This window comes from Parasynechococcus sp., assembly GCF_045559935.1.
Lineage (GTDB): Bacteria > Cyanobacteriota > Cyanobacteriia > PCC-6307 > Cyanobiaceae > Parasynechococcus.
In genome coordinates, this window is sequence record NZ_JBJLJL010000008.1 from 375,728 (window position 1) to 390,969 (window position 15,242).

The following is a 15,242-nucleotide window of genomic DNA, read 5'->3' on the forward strand; positions in this document are numbered from 1 at the left end:
CGGTCAAACTCATACGCATTTCTTACGCACTCCCCCCTACTCACCATGGTCGCTGCTCCCGCTTCTCTCGACACGCTCTGCATCAACAGCATCCGCTTCCTGGCGGTTGATGCGGTCAACAAGTCCAAGAGCGGGCACCCCGGCCTGCCCATGGGTTGCGCCCCGATGGGCTACACCCTGTGGGACAAGTTCCTCAAGCACAACCCCAAGAACCCCAAGTGGTTCAACCGCGACCGCTTCGTGCTGTCCGCCGGCCACGGCTGCATGCTGATCTACGCGCTGCTGCACCTCACCGGCTACGACTCGGTCACCATCGAGGACATCAAGCAGTTCCGCCAGTGGGGGTCGAAAACCCCGGGCCATCCCGAGACCTTCGAGACCCCCGGCGTTGAGGTGACCACCGGTCCCCTGGGTGCCGGCATCTCCAACGCTGTGGGTCTGGCGATCGCCGAATCCCATCTGGCCGCCAAGTTCAACAAGGCTGACGCCGAGATCGTGGATCACTACACCTACGTGGTGATGGGTGATGGCTGCAACCAGGAGGGCATCGCTTCGGAGGCCTGCTCCCTGGCCGGCCACCTGAAGCTGGGCAAGCTGATCGCCCTCTACGACGACAACCACATCACCATCGACGGCCGCACCGATGTGTCCTTCACCGAGGACGTGCTGAAGCGCTACGAGGCCTACGGCTGGCACGTGCAGCATGTGGCGGACGGCAACACCGATGTGGATGCCATCGCCAAGGCGATCGAGGCCGCCAAGGCCGTCACCGACAAGCCTTCGATCATCAAGGTGACCACCACCATCGGCTACGGCTCCCCCAACAAGGGCGACACCGCCGGTGTGCACGGCGCACCGCTGGGCGAGGAAGAGGCTGAGCTCACCCGCAAGCAGCTGGGCTGGAACTACGGCCCCTTCGAGGTGCCCCAGGAGGCCTACGACCAGTACCGCCAGGCCATCGACCGTGGCGCCAGCCTCGAAGCCGAGTGGAACCAGTCCCTGGCGGCGTACCGCACCAAGTACCCCAGCGAAGCCGCTGAATTCGAGCGGATGCTGCGCGGCGAACTGCCCGAGGGTTGGGACAAGGATCTGCCCACCGCCGGCCCCGAAGAGAAGGGACTGGCCACCCGCAAGCACTCCCAGATCTGCCTGGGTGCCCTGGGCCCCAACCTGCCCGAACTGATCGGCGGCTCCGCCGACCTCACCCACTCCAACTACACCGACATCAAGGGCGAAACCGGCTCCTACCAGCCGGAAACCCCTGAGAAGCGCTATCTGCACTTCGGGGTGCGCGAGCACGCCATGGCGGCCATCCTCAACGGCATCGCTTATCACGACAGTGGCCTGATCCCTTACGGCGGCACCTTCCTGGTGTTCGCCGACTACATGCGCGGCTCCATGCGCCTGTCGGCCCTGAGTGAGCTGGGTGTGATCTACGTGCTCACCCACGACTCCATCGGCGTCGGCGAAGACGGCCCCACCCACCAGCCGATCGAGACCATCCCCTCCCTGCGCGCCATGCCCGGGATGCTGGTGTTCCGCCCCGGTGATGCGAACGAAACCAGCGGTGCCTACAAGCTGGCCATCGAAAACCGCAAGCGCCCCAGTGCACTGTGTCTGAGCCGCCAGGGCATGGCCAACCAGGCGAACTCCTCGATCGAGAAGGTCGCTCTGGGTGGCTACATCCTGGAAGACTGCGACGGCACCCCCGACCTGATCCTGATCGGCACCGGCACTGAGCTCGACCTCTGCGTGCAGGCCGCCAAACAGCTCAGCGAAGCAGGCAGCAAGGTGCGCGTGGTGTCGATGCCCTGCGTGGAACTGTTCGACGAGCAGAGCGACGCCTACAAGGAAGAGGTGCTGCCCAACGCCGTGCGCAAGCGCATGGTGGTGGAAGCCGCTGAATCCTTCGGCTGGCACCGTTTCATCGGCCTCGATGGCGACAGCGTGACCATGAACCGCTTCGGCGCTTCAGCTCCGGGTGGAACCTGCCTGAAGGAGTTCGGGTTCACCGTGGACAACGTTGTGAGCCAAGGCCAATGCACTGCTGAGCTGAGATTGAGGGGTTTCAAACCCTTCAACAACAACTCCATCGGGCAGCCCTCGTTTTAACGAGGGCTTTTTATTTGGCTTGTGAGCCTTGCAATCAGACCGATCGATCCAACAAGTTGTGCCAAGCGTGCTCACCAAACACCCGCCCATACCCCGACGGTTTCAATCCCTGCAGAGAGAAGAATTTTTTTGATTCAAACCTTCTATCGATTTAAAATTTTAACGCAGTTACTGTGACACAAGAGAGCCGAATCCGAATCAAGAAAAGCGGCATAGACTGCTAAAAAGACCTTTAATTTAAAAATATTACAGAACAAGAAACAATATTATTTCAAAATATCGAAATCGACCCGGCGATTAACAGGCACATGACAACCCATCATTCGAAACAAACTCAAAACAACTTTCAATCACGAGTCAAGTTTGTTGAGCTTCAAAGGCACAGCTTCAGCAGCACCTCGTGACTCGAGGACTTTCTGCAATCCCTCGATATCTTCATCCGTAATCTTTGTCTGCATCGGGCAATGCTTCGGCCCACACATGGAACAGAATTCGGCCTGCTTATAGATATCAGCTGGCAACGTTTCGTCGTGGTATTCCTTGGCCCGTTCAGGATCAAGGACAGCTCAAACTGCTTGTTCCAGTCGAAGTTGTAACGAGCCCGGCTGAGTTCATCATCACGATCACGGGCACCCGGGCGATGGCGAGCGATATCTGCCGCATGAGCAGCAATCTTGTAGGCGATCAATCCCTCGCGCACGTCTTCAGCATTGGGCAGGCCGAGATGCTCCTTCGGGGTCACGTAGCAGAGCATCGCCGTGCCATGCCAACCGGCCATCGCCGCACCGATGGCTGAGGTGATGTGGTCGTAACCCGGGGCGATATCCGTGACCAGAGGACCAAGCACATAGAAGGGTGCCTCATTGCACTCCTCCATCTGCTTTTTCACGTTGAACTCGATCTGGTCGAGGGGCACATGGCCAGGGCCCTCCACCATCACCTGCACATCGTGCTTCCAGGCCCGGCGTGTCAGTTCACCCAGAGTGTGCAGCTCAGCCAACTGCGCTGCATCGGAGGCATCGTGCTGACAACCCGGCCGTAACGAATCGCCCAGCGAGAAGGTGCAGTCGTAGCGCTTGAAGATCTCACAGATGTCGTCGAAGCGCGTGTACAGCGGGTTCTGGCGATGGTGATACAGCATCCACTGAGCCAGGATGCCGCCACCGCGGCTCACGATGCCGGTGATGCGACCCTTCACCTTGGGCAGGTGCTCAATCAGCAAGCCCGCGTGGATGGTCTGGTAGTCGACACCCTGCTGGCAGTGCTTCTCGATGATGTGCAGGAAGTCGTCTTCATCCAGCTTTTCGATCGAGCCATGGACGCTCTCGAGAGCCTGATACACGGGCACCGTGCCAATCGGAACCGGCGAAGCGTTGATGATCGCGGTGCGCACCTCATCGAGGTTCACGCCACCGGTGGAGAGATCCATCACCGTGTCGGCGCCGTACTTCACCGCCAGCTTCAGCTTGTTCACTTCCTCGGCTGCGTCCGAGGCATTGGGTGAGGCACCGATGTTGGCGTTCACCTTGCACTTGCTGGCGATGCCGATCGCCATCGGCTCCAGGTTCGTGTGATTGATATTCGCGGGGATGATCATGCGGCCCCGGGCCACCTCTTCCATGATCAGCGATTCCGGCAGGTTCTCCCGCTTCGCCACATGGGCCATCTCCTCGGTGATCACCCCCTGGCGGGCGTAATGCATCTGCGAAACATTGGCCTGGCCCTGACGGGGAGACACCCAGGAAGCGCGCATGAGTCGATCGTGCGAGGGAAAACCCAGGGGTTGGCTCAGGCCGGTGCGATCACGCTGGACACTTCCCTTCGCCGGCATGACCCGGTTCAGGTTCGGAGGGTGTGATCTCAGCCCGGGATCGTTCAGGAACGACCGGGCACCCCTAGTGGTCTTTGAAAGCTAGCAAGAGCGAAGCAGTCAGGACTGCAACCCATTCAGCGCCGAGGCCACCACCCGGTGATCAACATCCTGCTGGAGGGGTTGAAGCAGGGTGCGGGCCTGATCACCCAAGGGCTGATCAGCGCCATCCCGAACGACACGGCCGAGGATTTCAGCCCCGCTGACCCGCACGGTGCCATCGGCATCCCTGATCGCCATCGTTGCCAGTTCCAGCAGCCAGTTCAGATCGATCTCCGGTTGTTCCGCCAGCGCCGAAAGGATGCTGCAACGCACCAACCAGGCGTCATCCGCTTCAAAGGCGGAGCGCAGCAGAGGCCAGGACCGCTCCACGCCATAACTGGCCAGGGCATTGGCCGCTTCCGCCCGCACGTTCGAATCCTCGTCGTCCACCAACAGGCGGCTCAGCACCTGCCAGCCCTGCTCCGTGCGCTTGTAGCCGAGGCCGCTGCAACTGAGGGAACGCACCAGGAACGGTTTCTGTTCCGTACCCAGCACCAGCAACGGCACCGCCTCCTCATCGCTGCAGAACCGCAGCTGGGTCAGGGCCGGCATCGCCCGCACCGGATCACCACTGGAGATGGCGTCCTGCAGGGCGGGAAGATCGGGGCGCTGGTCGTCGGGAGCGGACGTCATCGGAATCAGTCGGTTTCAGCCCGGCTGGTGCGCAGAGCTGACAGCAGCCTGGCGCGCCGACGACGGCGACCGGCGGCACTGCTGACGATCAGCCAGGATCCGACCAGCAGCGCCGGCAGGGCGTGGGATCGGTCGGTCCCCTGCCGCTGCTGCATCGCCACCACTGCCACAGCGATCAGCAGCGGCGCCCCGAAGGACATCAGCACAGGCATCAGTTTCCTCATGGCGTCTGACGCTCCAGCATCCAGGCCTGCAACGTTGCCGTGAGCACCTCGATGCCAACCGGCAGAGAGGCCTCGTCTGGATCAAAGCGACAGTGATGCAGGGGTGCACAACCCTGCGATCCAGCCACCCCGAGCCGAAGCATGGTGCCCGGCACATCCCGCAGCAGTTCAGCGAAATCCTCGGCCCCCAGGGAGGGTTGCTCCACGGCCACAACCCTTGAGCATCCCAGCCGTTCCACGGCGCAGCGCTCCATCAGAGCGGTGAGTTCCGGATCGTTGTGCACCGGCGGCGCAATGCACCGGTACCGCACATCCGCATCTCCCCCGGCGGCTCGGCAGATGCCCTGAACCGTCTCTTCGATCCAGCCCGGCAACCGCTCATGCAGTGCCAGATCCAGACAACGGACGGTTCCCAGCAGCCGCACGCGATCCGTGATCACATTGAACGCCCGGCCGCCCTCAATCCGTCCAAAACTGATCACCACCGGCTGCAGTGCATCCAATCGGCGAGCGATCGTCTGCTGCAGCTCCGTCACCACCCTGGCCGCGATCCAGATCGCATCCACCGCCTCATGGGGACGGGCGCCATGGCCCCCCTCCCCGTGCACCGTGATCTCCAGCTCCCCGGCAGCCGCCGTCAGGCAGCCGCTGCGGATGCCGACCGATCCGGCCGGCAGGTTGGGCACGACATGCACACCGAACAGAGCATCCAGCCCCTCCACCGCTCCGGCATCACGCATCCAGACCGCCCCCTGGGCGAGTTCTTCGGCAGGCTGGAACAGCAGGCGCACCCGGGTGGCCAGCCCGTCGTCGGCCGCCAGCAGACGGGCCACCCCAAGACCGATGCAGGTGTGCAGATCGTGCCCGCAGGCATGCATCACCCCCTGACGCCGGGAGGCATGGGGCAGCCCGGTGCGTTCCTCCACCGGCAGAGCATCCATGTCAACGCGCAGCCCAACGGTGGGGCCATGGTCCGGACCCAGTTCCGCAAGCACACCCGTGCGGCCGACCCCTTCACGCACACGCCAGCCGGCGCGCCTCAGTTCACCAGCCACCAGAGCAGCGGTCTGGTGCTCTTCACCGCTCAGTTCCGGATGGGCATGCAGATGACGCCGCAGCTCGATCAACTCGGGAAGCGCCTCGGGCAGCAGATCGAGCACGGTCATCGGCTGTCAAGCGCCAGGAAAGCCATCAGATCCGCTGTGGGCACAGGGGGCCAGCGCCGGATCTGCAACAGCCACTCGCCATCCCGGTAGCGATTGTCAAGCCCGGAGGCGGCGGCCCAGTGGCTCTCCGCTTCACCGGACGCTCCGCGCTGCCACAGCAGAGCGCTGAGGGCAGCACGGGCATCGGCGAACAGCGGATAGCGCCGGATCAATTTGCGCAGCTCCGCCTCGGCCCAGACCTGGTCACCCTCCTGCCAGGCCGCCAGTGCCTCACTGGAACGGGCCATGGCGAATCCCGGCCTGGCCTCTGACGCACGCCCGTAGAGCGAACGGGCTTCGGCCCAGTCCCCTTCGGAGCCACGCACATTGCCCAGGTTGTAGAGAGCGGAGGCCTCCATGGGATCGCGATCCAGAATCCAGAGGTAATCCGCCGCCGCCGCAGACCAGTCCTGCAGGGCTTCCTCGGCGGTGCCCCGATTCAGATGGGGATCGGCTTCCTCAGGGGCCAGGGCGATGGCACGACTCTGATCGTCGATGGCACCGGTGGCATCACCGAGGGCCAGGCGCACATTGCCGCGGTTGCTGAGGGCGGCGGGATCCTCCGGCAGAACCTCGAGAACGCTGTTCCAAAGCGGCAGCGCCCGCACGAAATCCCCCTCACGGCTGGCGCTCAGAGCCTGCCCGTAGAGCACCTCCCCCTCGAGAGCCACGGCCGGGAACGCACCGAACAGCAGCAGGCTCAGCACCGCCAGCGTCAGCAACGCCTTCATGCAGCCTCCACAGATCCCAGGTGCCGGCGAGCGGCATCGGTGACCATGCGACCACGGGGGGTGCGCAGCAGCAGACCCTGCTGCAGGAGGTAGGGCTCGATCACGGCCTCCAGCGTCGCGGGATCCTCGCCGAGAGCCGCCGCGAGTGTCTCCAGACCGACGGGCCCGCCGTCGTGATGATCCAGCAGCAGGGAGAGAAGCCGGCGGTCGCTGGCATCCAGTCCGCGGTCATCCACCCGGTGCAGGCTGAGAGCCTGACGGACCAGCGGCTCATCCACGGCTTCGCCGGCACCCTGAACCGTGGCCACGTCGCGGACCCGGCGCAGCAGGCGGTTGGCGATGCGCGGGGTACCGCGACAGCTGCCGGCGATGCGGGCACAGGCCTGTGGGGTGAGGTTCACGCCGAGCAGACCGGCCGTGCGCGCCACGATCGCTTCGAGATCCTCCTGGCCATAAAACTCCAGGCGCTGAATCAGGCCGAAGCGGTCCCGCAGCGGTGAGCTGAGCGATCCGGCACGGGTGGTGGCCCCCACCAGGGTGAACGGAGGCAGATCAAGGGAGCGGGTGCGTGCCGTGCTTCCCTTGCCGACCGTGAGATCCAGACGACGGTCTTCCATCGCCGGATAGAGCAGCTCCTCCGCCACACGGGTCAGCCGGTGGATCTCATCGATGAACAGGAGCTCCCGCGGCTGCAGATTCACCAGCAGCCCGACGATGTCGCGGGGGCGTTCCAGTGCGGGAGCACTGGTGATCCGGCAGCTGACGCCGAGCTCCTCCGCCAGCACCAGCGCCATGGTGGTTTTGCCGAGGCCAGGCGGGCCGTACAGCAGAACGTGATCCAGGGCTTCGCCGCGGCCCATGGCCGCCTGCACCGCAATCCCCAGCACCTGCTTGAGCTCAGGCTGGCCGATGTAATCGTTCAGGCGGCGAGGCCGCAGACCGTCGTCGGGTTTTGCCGCAGCCTCCTCCGGCAGCGGCTTGGCATCGAGCATGGCCTCGCGACGCGGTGCCCGCCCGCCGGCATTGGAGGAGACGATCGCCATGCAGGCAGGGTACCCAGCTCTGGATAGGGTCGGGAGACGGAGGCGCAGGTATGGCGAAAGGCGGGACCAAGAAAGCCGCGGCGGCAGCGGCACGGGCAGCGGCCAACCGACTTCTGGCGGACAACCGTCAGGCGCGTCATCAATACGACATTCTGGAAACCCTGGAGACCGGCATCGAACTGGTCGGAACGGAAGTGAAATCGATCCGTGCCGGCAAAGCCAATCTGCGGGACGGCTTCTGCCTGATCCGCAACGGAGAGCTGCAGCTGCACAACGTGCACATCTCGCCCCACAGCCATGCGGGCAGTTATTTCAACCACGACCCATTGCGCACCAGACGGCTGCTGGCCCACCGGCGCGAGATCGACAAACTGCGCGGCCAACTCGATCAGAAAGGACTGACCCTGGTGCCCCTCAACATCCATCTGAAGGGCTCCTGGATCAAGCTCACCATCGGTCTCGGAAAGGGCCGCAAGCTGCACGACAAGCGCGCCGCCGAGAAGGAGAAGCAGAGCAAGAAGGAGGTCCGGGCTGCGATCGCCCGGCTCTAATCCATCGGGTTGAAGTCGTTCTCCTGCATGGGAGCGCCAGGGGGCCGGGGAGCAGAGGACGGTGCCTCCGGGGTTGGGCGATCGTCGGACTGCACGGAGGATGGACGGCCAGGCTGCGGCTGGGGGTTCGGGGTCGCTGGCGTGCTGGGCGCTCCTGTGGCGGGATCCGGGAACGGATTGGGATCGATGGCCGGAAGAGGGGGCCGTTCGGCGCGATCGGCCCGGCAGGAGAGCGTCAGCAGACCCGCAGACACCCCTTCGTTGGTGACCAGCACCTGCACGGGTGAGCCGGCCGCCGCCGGCAGGGTGACCACCCTCAGGGGGCCTCGCTGCTTCTCCACCTGACCCTGCGCTCCAAAGATGGTCATCTGCATCAGCGGCGTGCCGTTGATGCCCAGCACCAGATCATGGCCAGCTGGAACAGTCACGGAGATCAGTCGGGCGCCGCCCGATGGCACCCGCAGCGACAAATTGGTGGCCGTGCCTGGTTTGGCCGTGACGTTCTCGATCGTCACCTCCGAAAGGCTCTGGATCGCGGCGGCATACCAGAGCTGGCGATAAGGCTCTTCAGGCCTGCGGCCCTGGATATCGCCGGGCAGCAGGTCACGGGCTCCGGCACTGACCAGCTGCTCCACCACCGTGCCGTTCACACCCTGACTGACCAGGTGCTGCCGCTGCTTGCGCCAGTCCGTCTCCTTCAGCTGGCCAAGCCTGGAGCGCATCCCTGGCGGGAGCTGCTCGATGCGGGCGAGCCACTCCTCCGCCAGATCATTCCAGACGCGGCGCAGCGGGGCGTCCTCCAGGGAATCGGACGGCAGCCGTCCGCCCCGTTCCGGGAATCGAGCCAGCAGGCTGCTGTCCACCAGCTTGAGGAACCAGGTTCGGTCAACCTGCAAGGCCCGCAGACGACTGAGCAGCTTCTGGCGTTCATCCACCTCCGCCGGCGGCAGACTCATGCCCTGGGAACGGCCCACCACATCGCGACTGGTGGAGGGAGCCGTGTCCCGGGAGGCTCCCCGCGTCAACACGTACCAGCCGATGGCTGTGCCGGCGAGAGCGGAGAGAGCGAGGGCCAGAACCACCGGCCAGAGGCCTCCCTCTGCTCCCTGCTCCCGTGCTTCGGCTCGACTGCGGCGCATGGATGTGGGATCCGCGGCGGGAACAGGGTCAGCCGGGCTCCTGAGCGAGGGCAGATCCGGAGCCGGACGGCCCGCGGCCCGGGGAGCGAGCACCACGGTCCGATCGGCTCGGGCGATGGGGCCGGTGCTGTCCGGCATCGGCAACGGCTCGAGCGCGGCCAGCACCTGGGCAGCTTCGGCAAAGCGCCTGTCCGGGTCTTCGAGCAGCAATCGCTCGAGCACGGCTCGAAACTCAGGCTCCAGCTCGAGCTGATCCGGCCATGACCAACCTCCTCCATCCGAGGCGATCAGGCTCTCAGGGGTGCGGCCGCTGAGCAGCACCAGCGCGGTGACCCCGAGGCCATGCAGATCCATCCAGGGCGCGCAGGGTTCCGAACGACCCTGGGCACGGGGGGCGTAGCCCGGCGTTGCACCGGCCAGCGGAGCCTCTCCTCGGATCTGGACCAGGCCGAAATCCAGCAGCACCGGCAGACCGTCACTGTGACGTCGCAGCAGGTTGCGGGGATTGACATCCCCATGCACCAGACCGCGACCGTTGATCACCGCCAGCAGTGGCAGGGTCTGACGCAGCAGCAGCAGGACCTCCCCTGCACCGAACACCATCTGACGCTCGCTGCGCTGGCTCAGGATCAGGCTGTAGGCCTCGCCCTCCTGCCAGTCCCGCACCGTCCAGAGGCTGCCGTGAGACTCCAGCAGTTCACCGCAGCGCGGCAGCTGGGGATGCAGCAGAGACTGCAGCCGCGGCCAGATCTGCTGAAACCGCTGGCGGGATTCGGAACTCTGAACCTGGCGGATCACCAGGGGGGTGTCTCCGGCCAGGGTGTCCAGGGCACGCCACAACCGTCCCTGGATGGGATCGCCCTCGCTCAGGGGGTCTTCCAGGCGGTAACGCTGCGCCAGGACGGTACCGGCACCCAAGGCGCTGGATTCGCTCACAAGCCGAGGCTGCTTCAGTGGGCTGGCTGATCGTACCGACGGTTCGGCCGTTGACATTGCCTCTTCTCTTAGGGTCCGGGCCAGCGCATCCCTATCTCGTGCTGCTCGAGACCCTTCTGGAGGTGCGGCGTCGAAGCGAAGCCCTGATCTCACCGCTGGAACCGGAGGATCTGGTTCTGCAGGGCATGGAGGACGCCAGCCCTCCGAAATGGCATCTGGCCCACACCACCTGGTTCTTCGACACCTTCCTGCTGCAGCCGCATCTGTCGGGCCACACCGCCTGCGATCCACGCTGGAGCTATCAGTTCAATTCCTATTACGAGGCTGTCGGGGAACGGCATCCCCGGCCGCAACGGGGGCTGCTGAGCAGACCCACCATCAGGGAGGTGCTGGCCTGGCGCCGCCGGATCGATCTCGGACTGGAACAACTGCTCGACCGCTCCTGCCTGGAGCTGCATCCGGTGGCTGAACTGGGGCTGCATCACGAACAGCAGCATCAGGAGCTGCTGCTGATGGACCTGCTGGACGGATTCAGCCGTCAGCCGCTGGAACCGACCTACGCAGCGGACGCGGATCTGACCCTCCGGGTGAGCGACGCGGGTTGGCTGACCTGCGATGGGGGACTGATGGAGATCGGTCACAGCGGCACAGGCTTTCATTTCGACAACGAGGGGCCACGACACCGGGTGTGGCTGGAACCGTTCGAGCTGGCGACGCAGCTGGTGAGCAACGCCGACTACCGGGCGTTTATCGCCGACGGCGGGTATGAGCGACCGGAGCTGTGGATGAGTGAGGGCTGGGGGCTGCGGCAGCGACTGAACTGGCAGGCCCCGCGTTACTGGCGCGGCAGCGGGGAAGCGGCCGAATGGCAGGACGAATTCACCCTGGCCGGACGCCAACCGCTTGATCCCGCTGCACCGGTCCGTCATCTGAGCTGGTTTGAAGCCGATGCATTCGCCCGTTGGAGCGGGGCCCGTCTGCCGGTTGAAGCGGAATGGGAAGTGGCCGTGACGCAGCACGGCGAGCGAATCGCCGCTGCTCACGACGCTCTCTGGCAGTGGACCGCCAGCCCCTACCGCCCTTACCCGGGCTTCACACCACCGGACGGCGCCATCGGGGAATACAACGGCAAATTCATGAGTTCCCAGTTCGTGCTGCGGGGCAGCTGCTGGCTGACGCCCCAAGGCCATGCCCGCGACACCTACAGAAATTTCTTCCCTCCCGCCAGCCGCTGGATGGCGTCGGGAGTGCGCCTGGCCCGATGAGTGTCGAGCTGATTGATCTGCATCCTGCACCAGCCGACCTGCATCGGCTGGTGCAGGCAGGCCTGGCCCAGCAGCCGAAACAGCTGCCAGCCTGGCTGCTCTACGACGCCGAGGGATCACGGCTGTTCGCCGAGATCTGCGAACAGCCGGAATACACCCTCACCCGCACGGAGATCACCCTGCTCGAACAGCGGGCGCCAGAGATCGCCTCAGCCGTGGGTGAGGGCGTGGTGGTGGAATTCGGGATCGGCAACGCCCGCAAGGTGGATCCATTGCTGACGGCGCTGCGCCCCCCTGCCTTCATCGCCCTGGACATCAGCCGGACGGCTCTGGAGGACTCCCTCAGCGCGCTGGCGGAGGGGCACCGGGACACCCCGATGCTTGGCATCTGCTGCGATCACAGCACTCTGGACGCCCTGCCGCATCATCCCCGCTTGCAGGGAGCGCGACGCATCGGTTTTTTCCCGGGCAGCTCGCTGGGGAATTTCCAACCGCAGGATGCCGTCACCGTTCTGGAACGCTTCCGGCGACTGCTGGCCGGTGGTCCGTTGCTGCTCGGGCTGGACCAACCCCGCGATCCCAGCCTGCTCGAAGCCGCCTACAACGATGCTGCCGGCGTCTCAGCCGCCTTCGCCCGGAATCTGCTGCATCGGCTCAACCGGGAGCTGAACGGAAACGTCCGACCCGAGCAGTTTCACTACAGGGCCCGATGGCAGCCGCAGCATCAGCGCATCGAGATGGCACTGGTGAGCCGCTGCGAGCAGACCGTGCAGCTCGCGCAGCAGAGCTGGGCATTCGCCGAGGGTGAAGCCTTGATCACGGAACACAGCGTGAAATACAGCCCGGAGGCCGCCGCTGAACTGGCCTCCAGAGCGGGCTGGCGGATCCGGCAGCGCTGGCATGACCCGAACGACACGCTGTCGCTGCACTGGCTGGAACCGGCAGACTGATCCGTGACCTCGGCAGCGTTATGAAGCAGGACGAACGGCGTGAAGCGATCCGGTCCCAGCGCGAGCAGCTGATCAGCGAACTCGAAGCGCTCTACATGAGAGCCTTCGATCGCCTCGGGCAACTGGAAGGCGATGTCGGCGAGGTGAAGGCGGCTCAGCTCACGCAGATGATCCTGAACTCCAAGACGCGAGCCATCGAACCGTTGCTCAAGGAGATCGAGAAGCCCCTGATCACCACTCCCGCCGACCAGCCATGAGCACCTGGTTGGAGCAGCTGGAACGTGAGCTCGACCAGCGTCTGTCGGAGTTTCTCCGCAACAACCCTGTCCAGGACCAGCTGTTTCAGGACCAGCACCAGCAGGATCGGGCCTCAGCCCTGAAGCGGCAGCGACTGCAACTGCAGCAGGACGCTGAGGAACAGCGCCGGCAGCTGCTGGCACTCGCCGACCAGGTGAGGGACTGGCGGGAGCGGATTCAGCGGGCTGACCAGGCCGGGGCGACGGATCTGGCGGATCGGGCCCGTCGGCACATGGATGAGCTGATGACCCAGGGACGCACCCTCTGGAGTGACCTCGAGAATCTCGGACGCCGCTTCGAGGAAGTGGACGGTCAGCTCAACGCGTTGAGTCGTCAGCCTGAGTCAGCGAACCGGAAGGATCTGGACCGCGACTGGGCTCTGTTCGAAGCGGAACAGGAGCTGCAGCGCATGCGCCGGGACGCAGGCTTCAGCGACTGACAGCTCAGGCCTTCGGTGCCGGAGGTTCAAGACTGACGCCCTCGGGGGGAGGGGTGGGATCAGGATCGGCGATCAGCATGTGCTGCAGAACGATCTCAGGGCGCTCACTGTCGCGCCAGCGGATCCGATAGGCCGGCATCTTCGTGCCACGGCTGGTGGTCTGCTCCACCGGCTCCATCACCCAACCCCGGCGGGAACGGCCCTGGGGGTTGCGCTTGACTACCGCATCGGCGTGTTTGAAGCGAAACCCTACGCGCTCACCACTCATGGGATCTGGACAATGCCACTGTCCTAATTATCCACTGTGGAGGGGCCATCCCCCTTCGCTTCGGGCCTGAGCAGCGGGAAGGCGATCACATCACGGATCGACGGGCTGTCGGTGAGCAGCATCACCAGCCGATCGATGCCGATGCCCAGGCCCCCTGTGGGAGGCATTCCCACCTCCAGAGCCTGGACGAAATCCTCATCCAGCCCCTGCGCCTCCAGATCACCGGCCGCCTTGCGGGCCTGCTGGGCTTCCAGCCGCTGACGCTGATCGACGGGATCGATCAACTCGCTGAAGGCGTTGGCGGTCTCGCGCCCGACGATGAACAGCTCAAAGCGCTCCACAAGGCCGGGTTTGCTGCGGTGCTTGCGGGCCAGCGGGGAGATCTCGATCGGGTAGTCGGTCACGAACGTGGGCTGGATCAGCGTTGTCTCCACCCGTTGTTCGAAGGCCTCGTTCAGCAGACGGCCGATGCTGTCTGCCTTCTCCGGCACCTCTAGCCCCGCCTCGGCCATGGCGGCAGCGGCCTGATCACGGCTGCTGAAGGCGGTGAAGTCCAGACCGGTGGCGTCCTGCACCAGCTCGTGCATGGTGGCGCGCCGCCAGGGTGGCGTCAGATCCACGTCCGTGCCCTGATACGTGAGGCGGGTGCCTCCACACACCTGCTCGGTGACCGACGCGAGCATCGACTCGGTGAGATCCATCATGGTGATGTAGTCGGCGTACGCCTGATACACCTCCACGGACGTGAACTCGGGGTTGTGACGGGTGCTCACCCCTTCGTTCCGGAAGATGCGGCCCAGCTCGTACACCCGCTCGAACCCACCCACCACCAGCCGTTTCAGGTGCAGCTCGGTGGCAATCCGGAGGAACAGCGGCAGATCCAGAGCGTTGTGATGGGTGATGAACGGGCGGGCATCCGCTCCCCCGGCCTCCGACTGCAGCACCGGCGTCTCGATCTCGAGGAACTGACGCTCGTCCAGCCAGCGGCGAATGCCGCTCACCGTCAGCGCACGGCGTCGGAACGTCTCCCGGGACTGGGGGGACACCACGAGATCCAGATAGCGCTGGCGATAGCGCTTTTCCACATCCGCCAGGCCATGCCACTTGTCAGGCAGCGGTTGCAGCGCCTTGCTGAGCATGCGCCAGTCGCTCACCTTCACCGACAGTTCTCCGCGATCGGTGCGTCGCAGGATGCCGGTCACCCCCAGCCAGTCGCCGGCATCCACCAGCGAGGTGATCTGCTTGAACCAACCCTCCTGCTGGGCCTCAAGGCAGGCCTTCTCAAGGAACAGCTGAATGGTTCCGGTCTCATCGGCGAGGGTGAAGAAGGCGAGCTTTCCCATCACACGGCGGGTCATCACCCGTCCTGCAACGGACACGGTCACATCCCGCTCCTCACCCTTGGGCAGGTCGGCGTGCTCCTGCTGAAGAGCCGCCATCCGATGGCTGGGTTCGAAGGTCAGGGCATAGGGTCCCTGATCCAGCTCCTGAAGGGCTTGCGCCTTCTCCAGGCGGGTGTCACGCAGATCAGACACGA

The 15,242-nt window shown here is 64.8% G+C and carries 14 protein-coding genes, 1 pseudogene and 1 riboswitch; of the genes and pseudogenes, 6 read left to right on the forward strand and 9 right to left on the reverse strand.

Annotated elements, in window-relative coordinates; genetic code table 11:
- The first annotated feature begins 45 nt into the window (after nucleotides 1-45).
- Nucleotides 46-2,112: a transketolase gene (gene tkt, locus ACJ0G7_RS06510; protein ID WP_407395476.1), complete on the forward strand. Its 2,067-nt coding sequence runs from the start codon at nucleotides 46-48 to the stop codon at nucleotides 2,110-2,112.
- Nucleotides 2,113-2,462: 350 nt separating this feature from the next.
- Here the strand turns inward: tkt and thiC are convergent.
- From thiC to ruvB, 6 genes and pseudogenes are all read right to left on the reverse strand, one after another.
- Nucleotides 2,463-3,865, reverse strand: a pseudogene (gene thiC / locus ACJ0G7_RS06515) (phosphomethylpyrimidine synthase ThiC).
- Nucleotides 3,866-3,911: 46 nt separating this feature from the next.
- Nucleotides 3,912-4,019, reverse strand: a riboswitch (TPP riboswitch).
- A gap of 23 nt (nucleotides 4,020-4,042) precedes the next feature.
- Nucleotides 4,043-4,657: a HEAT repeat domain-containing protein gene (locus ACJ0G7_RS06520; protein ID WP_407395477.1), complete on the reverse strand. Its 615-nt coding sequence runs from the start codon at nucleotides 4,655-4,657 to the stop codon at nucleotides 4,043-4,045.
- A 5-nt stretch (nucleotides 4,658-4,662) separates the two neighbouring features.
- Nucleotides 4,663-4,881, reverse strand: a complete 219-nt coding sequence (locus ACJ0G7_RS06525) for a DUF3188 domain-containing protein (protein ID WP_407395478.1) — start codon at nucleotides 4,879-4,881, stop codon at nucleotides 4,663-4,665.
- Nucleotides 4,878-6,047 (reverse strand): amidohydrolase, encoded by a 1,170-nt coding sequence (locus ACJ0G7_RS06530; protein ID WP_407395479.1) that lies wholly within the window; start codon nucleotides 6,045-6,047, stop codon nucleotides 4,878-4,880. The genes ACJ0G7_RS06525 and ACJ0G7_RS06530 overlap by 4 nt, the downstream gene beginning before the upstream one ends.
- Complete coding sequence (locus tag ACJ0G7_RS06535; RefSeq protein WP_407395480.1) at nucleotides 6,044-6,817, reverse strand: tetratricopeptide repeat protein; 774 nt, start codon at nucleotides 6,815-6,817, stop codon at nucleotides 6,044-6,046. Before ACJ0G7_RS06535 ends, ACJ0G7_RS06530 begins: the two co-directional genes overlap by 4 nt.
- A complete protein-coding gene (gene ruvB / locus ACJ0G7_RS06540; RefSeq protein WP_043694257.1) occupies nucleotides 6,814-7,860 on the reverse strand; it encodes a Holliday junction branch migration DNA helicase RuvB in 1,047 nt (348 codons plus the stop codon). The genes ACJ0G7_RS06535 and ruvB overlap by 4 nt, the downstream gene beginning before the upstream one ends.
- Before the next feature lie 50 nt (nucleotides 7,861-7,910).
- On the opposite strand from ruvB, the gene smpB reads away from it, so the two are divergent.
- Nucleotides 7,911-8,411: an SsrA-binding protein SmpB gene (smpB, locus tag ACJ0G7_RS06545; protein WP_043694254.1), complete on the forward strand. Its 501-nt coding sequence runs from the start codon at nucleotides 7,911-7,913 to the stop codon at nucleotides 8,409-8,411.
- Here the strand turns inward: smpB and ACJ0G7_RS06550 are convergent.
- Nucleotides 8,408-10,543 carry a protein kinase domain-containing protein gene (locus tag ACJ0G7_RS06550; RefSeq protein WP_407395481.1) on the reverse strand — a complete coding sequence of 712 codons (2,136 nt, stop codon included), beginning with the start codon at nucleotides 10,541-10,543 and terminating at the stop codon, nucleotides 8,408-8,410. The two genes, smpB and ACJ0G7_RS06550, sit on opposite strands and share 4 nt — an antisense overlap.
- A gap of 41 nt (nucleotides 10,544-10,584) precedes the next feature.
- Between ACJ0G7_RS06550 and egtB the strand changes: the two genes are divergently transcribed.
- Genes egtB through ACJ0G7_RS06570 form a run of 4 tightly spaced genes read left to right on the forward strand, consistent with a single transcriptional unit; the run spans nucleotide 10,585 to nucleotide 13,437 of the window.
- The gene (gene egtB / locus ACJ0G7_RS06555) at nucleotides 10,585-11,751 is read left to right on the forward strand and encodes an ergothioneine biosynthesis protein EgtB (protein WP_407395862.1); all 1,167 of its coding nucleotides are present in this window, start codon (nucleotides 10,585-10,587) and stop codon (nucleotides 11,749-11,751) included.
- Nucleotides 11,748-12,701, forward strand: a complete 954-nt coding sequence (gene egtD / locus ACJ0G7_RS06560; protein WP_407395482.1) for an L-histidine N(alpha)-methyltransferase — start codon at nucleotides 11,748-11,750, stop codon at nucleotides 12,699-12,701. Before egtB ends, egtD begins: the two co-directional genes overlap by 4 nt.
- Nucleotides 12,702-12,721: 20 nt before the next feature.
- Nucleotides 12,722-12,958: a hercynine metabolism small protein gene (locus ACJ0G7_RS06565; RefSeq protein WP_043694245.1), complete on the forward strand. Its 237-nt coding sequence runs from the start codon at nucleotides 12,722-12,724 to the stop codon at nucleotides 12,956-12,958.
- A complete protein-coding gene (locus ACJ0G7_RS06570; RefSeq protein WP_407395483.1) occupies nucleotides 12,955-13,437 on the forward strand; it encodes a hercynine metabolism protein in 483 nt (160 codons plus the stop codon). The genes ACJ0G7_RS06565 and ACJ0G7_RS06570 overlap by 4 nt, the downstream gene beginning before the upstream one ends.
- A gap of 4 nt (nucleotides 13,438-13,441) precedes the next feature.
- On the opposite strand, the gene ACJ0G7_RS06575 is transcribed toward ACJ0G7_RS06570, so the two are convergent.
- Nucleotides 13,442-13,705, reverse strand: coding sequence for a hypothetical protein (locus ACJ0G7_RS06575; RefSeq protein WP_006851112.1), 264 nt, complete (start codon nucleotides 13,703-13,705; stop codon nucleotides 13,442-13,444).
- Nucleotides 13,706-13,728: 23 nt separating this feature from the next.
- A complete protein-coding gene (lysS, locus tag ACJ0G7_RS06580) occupies nucleotides 13,729-15,240 on the reverse strand; it encodes a lysine--tRNA ligase (protein WP_407395484.1) in 1,512 nt (503 codons plus the stop codon).
- Nucleotides 15,241-15,242: the final 2 nt, after the last annotated feature.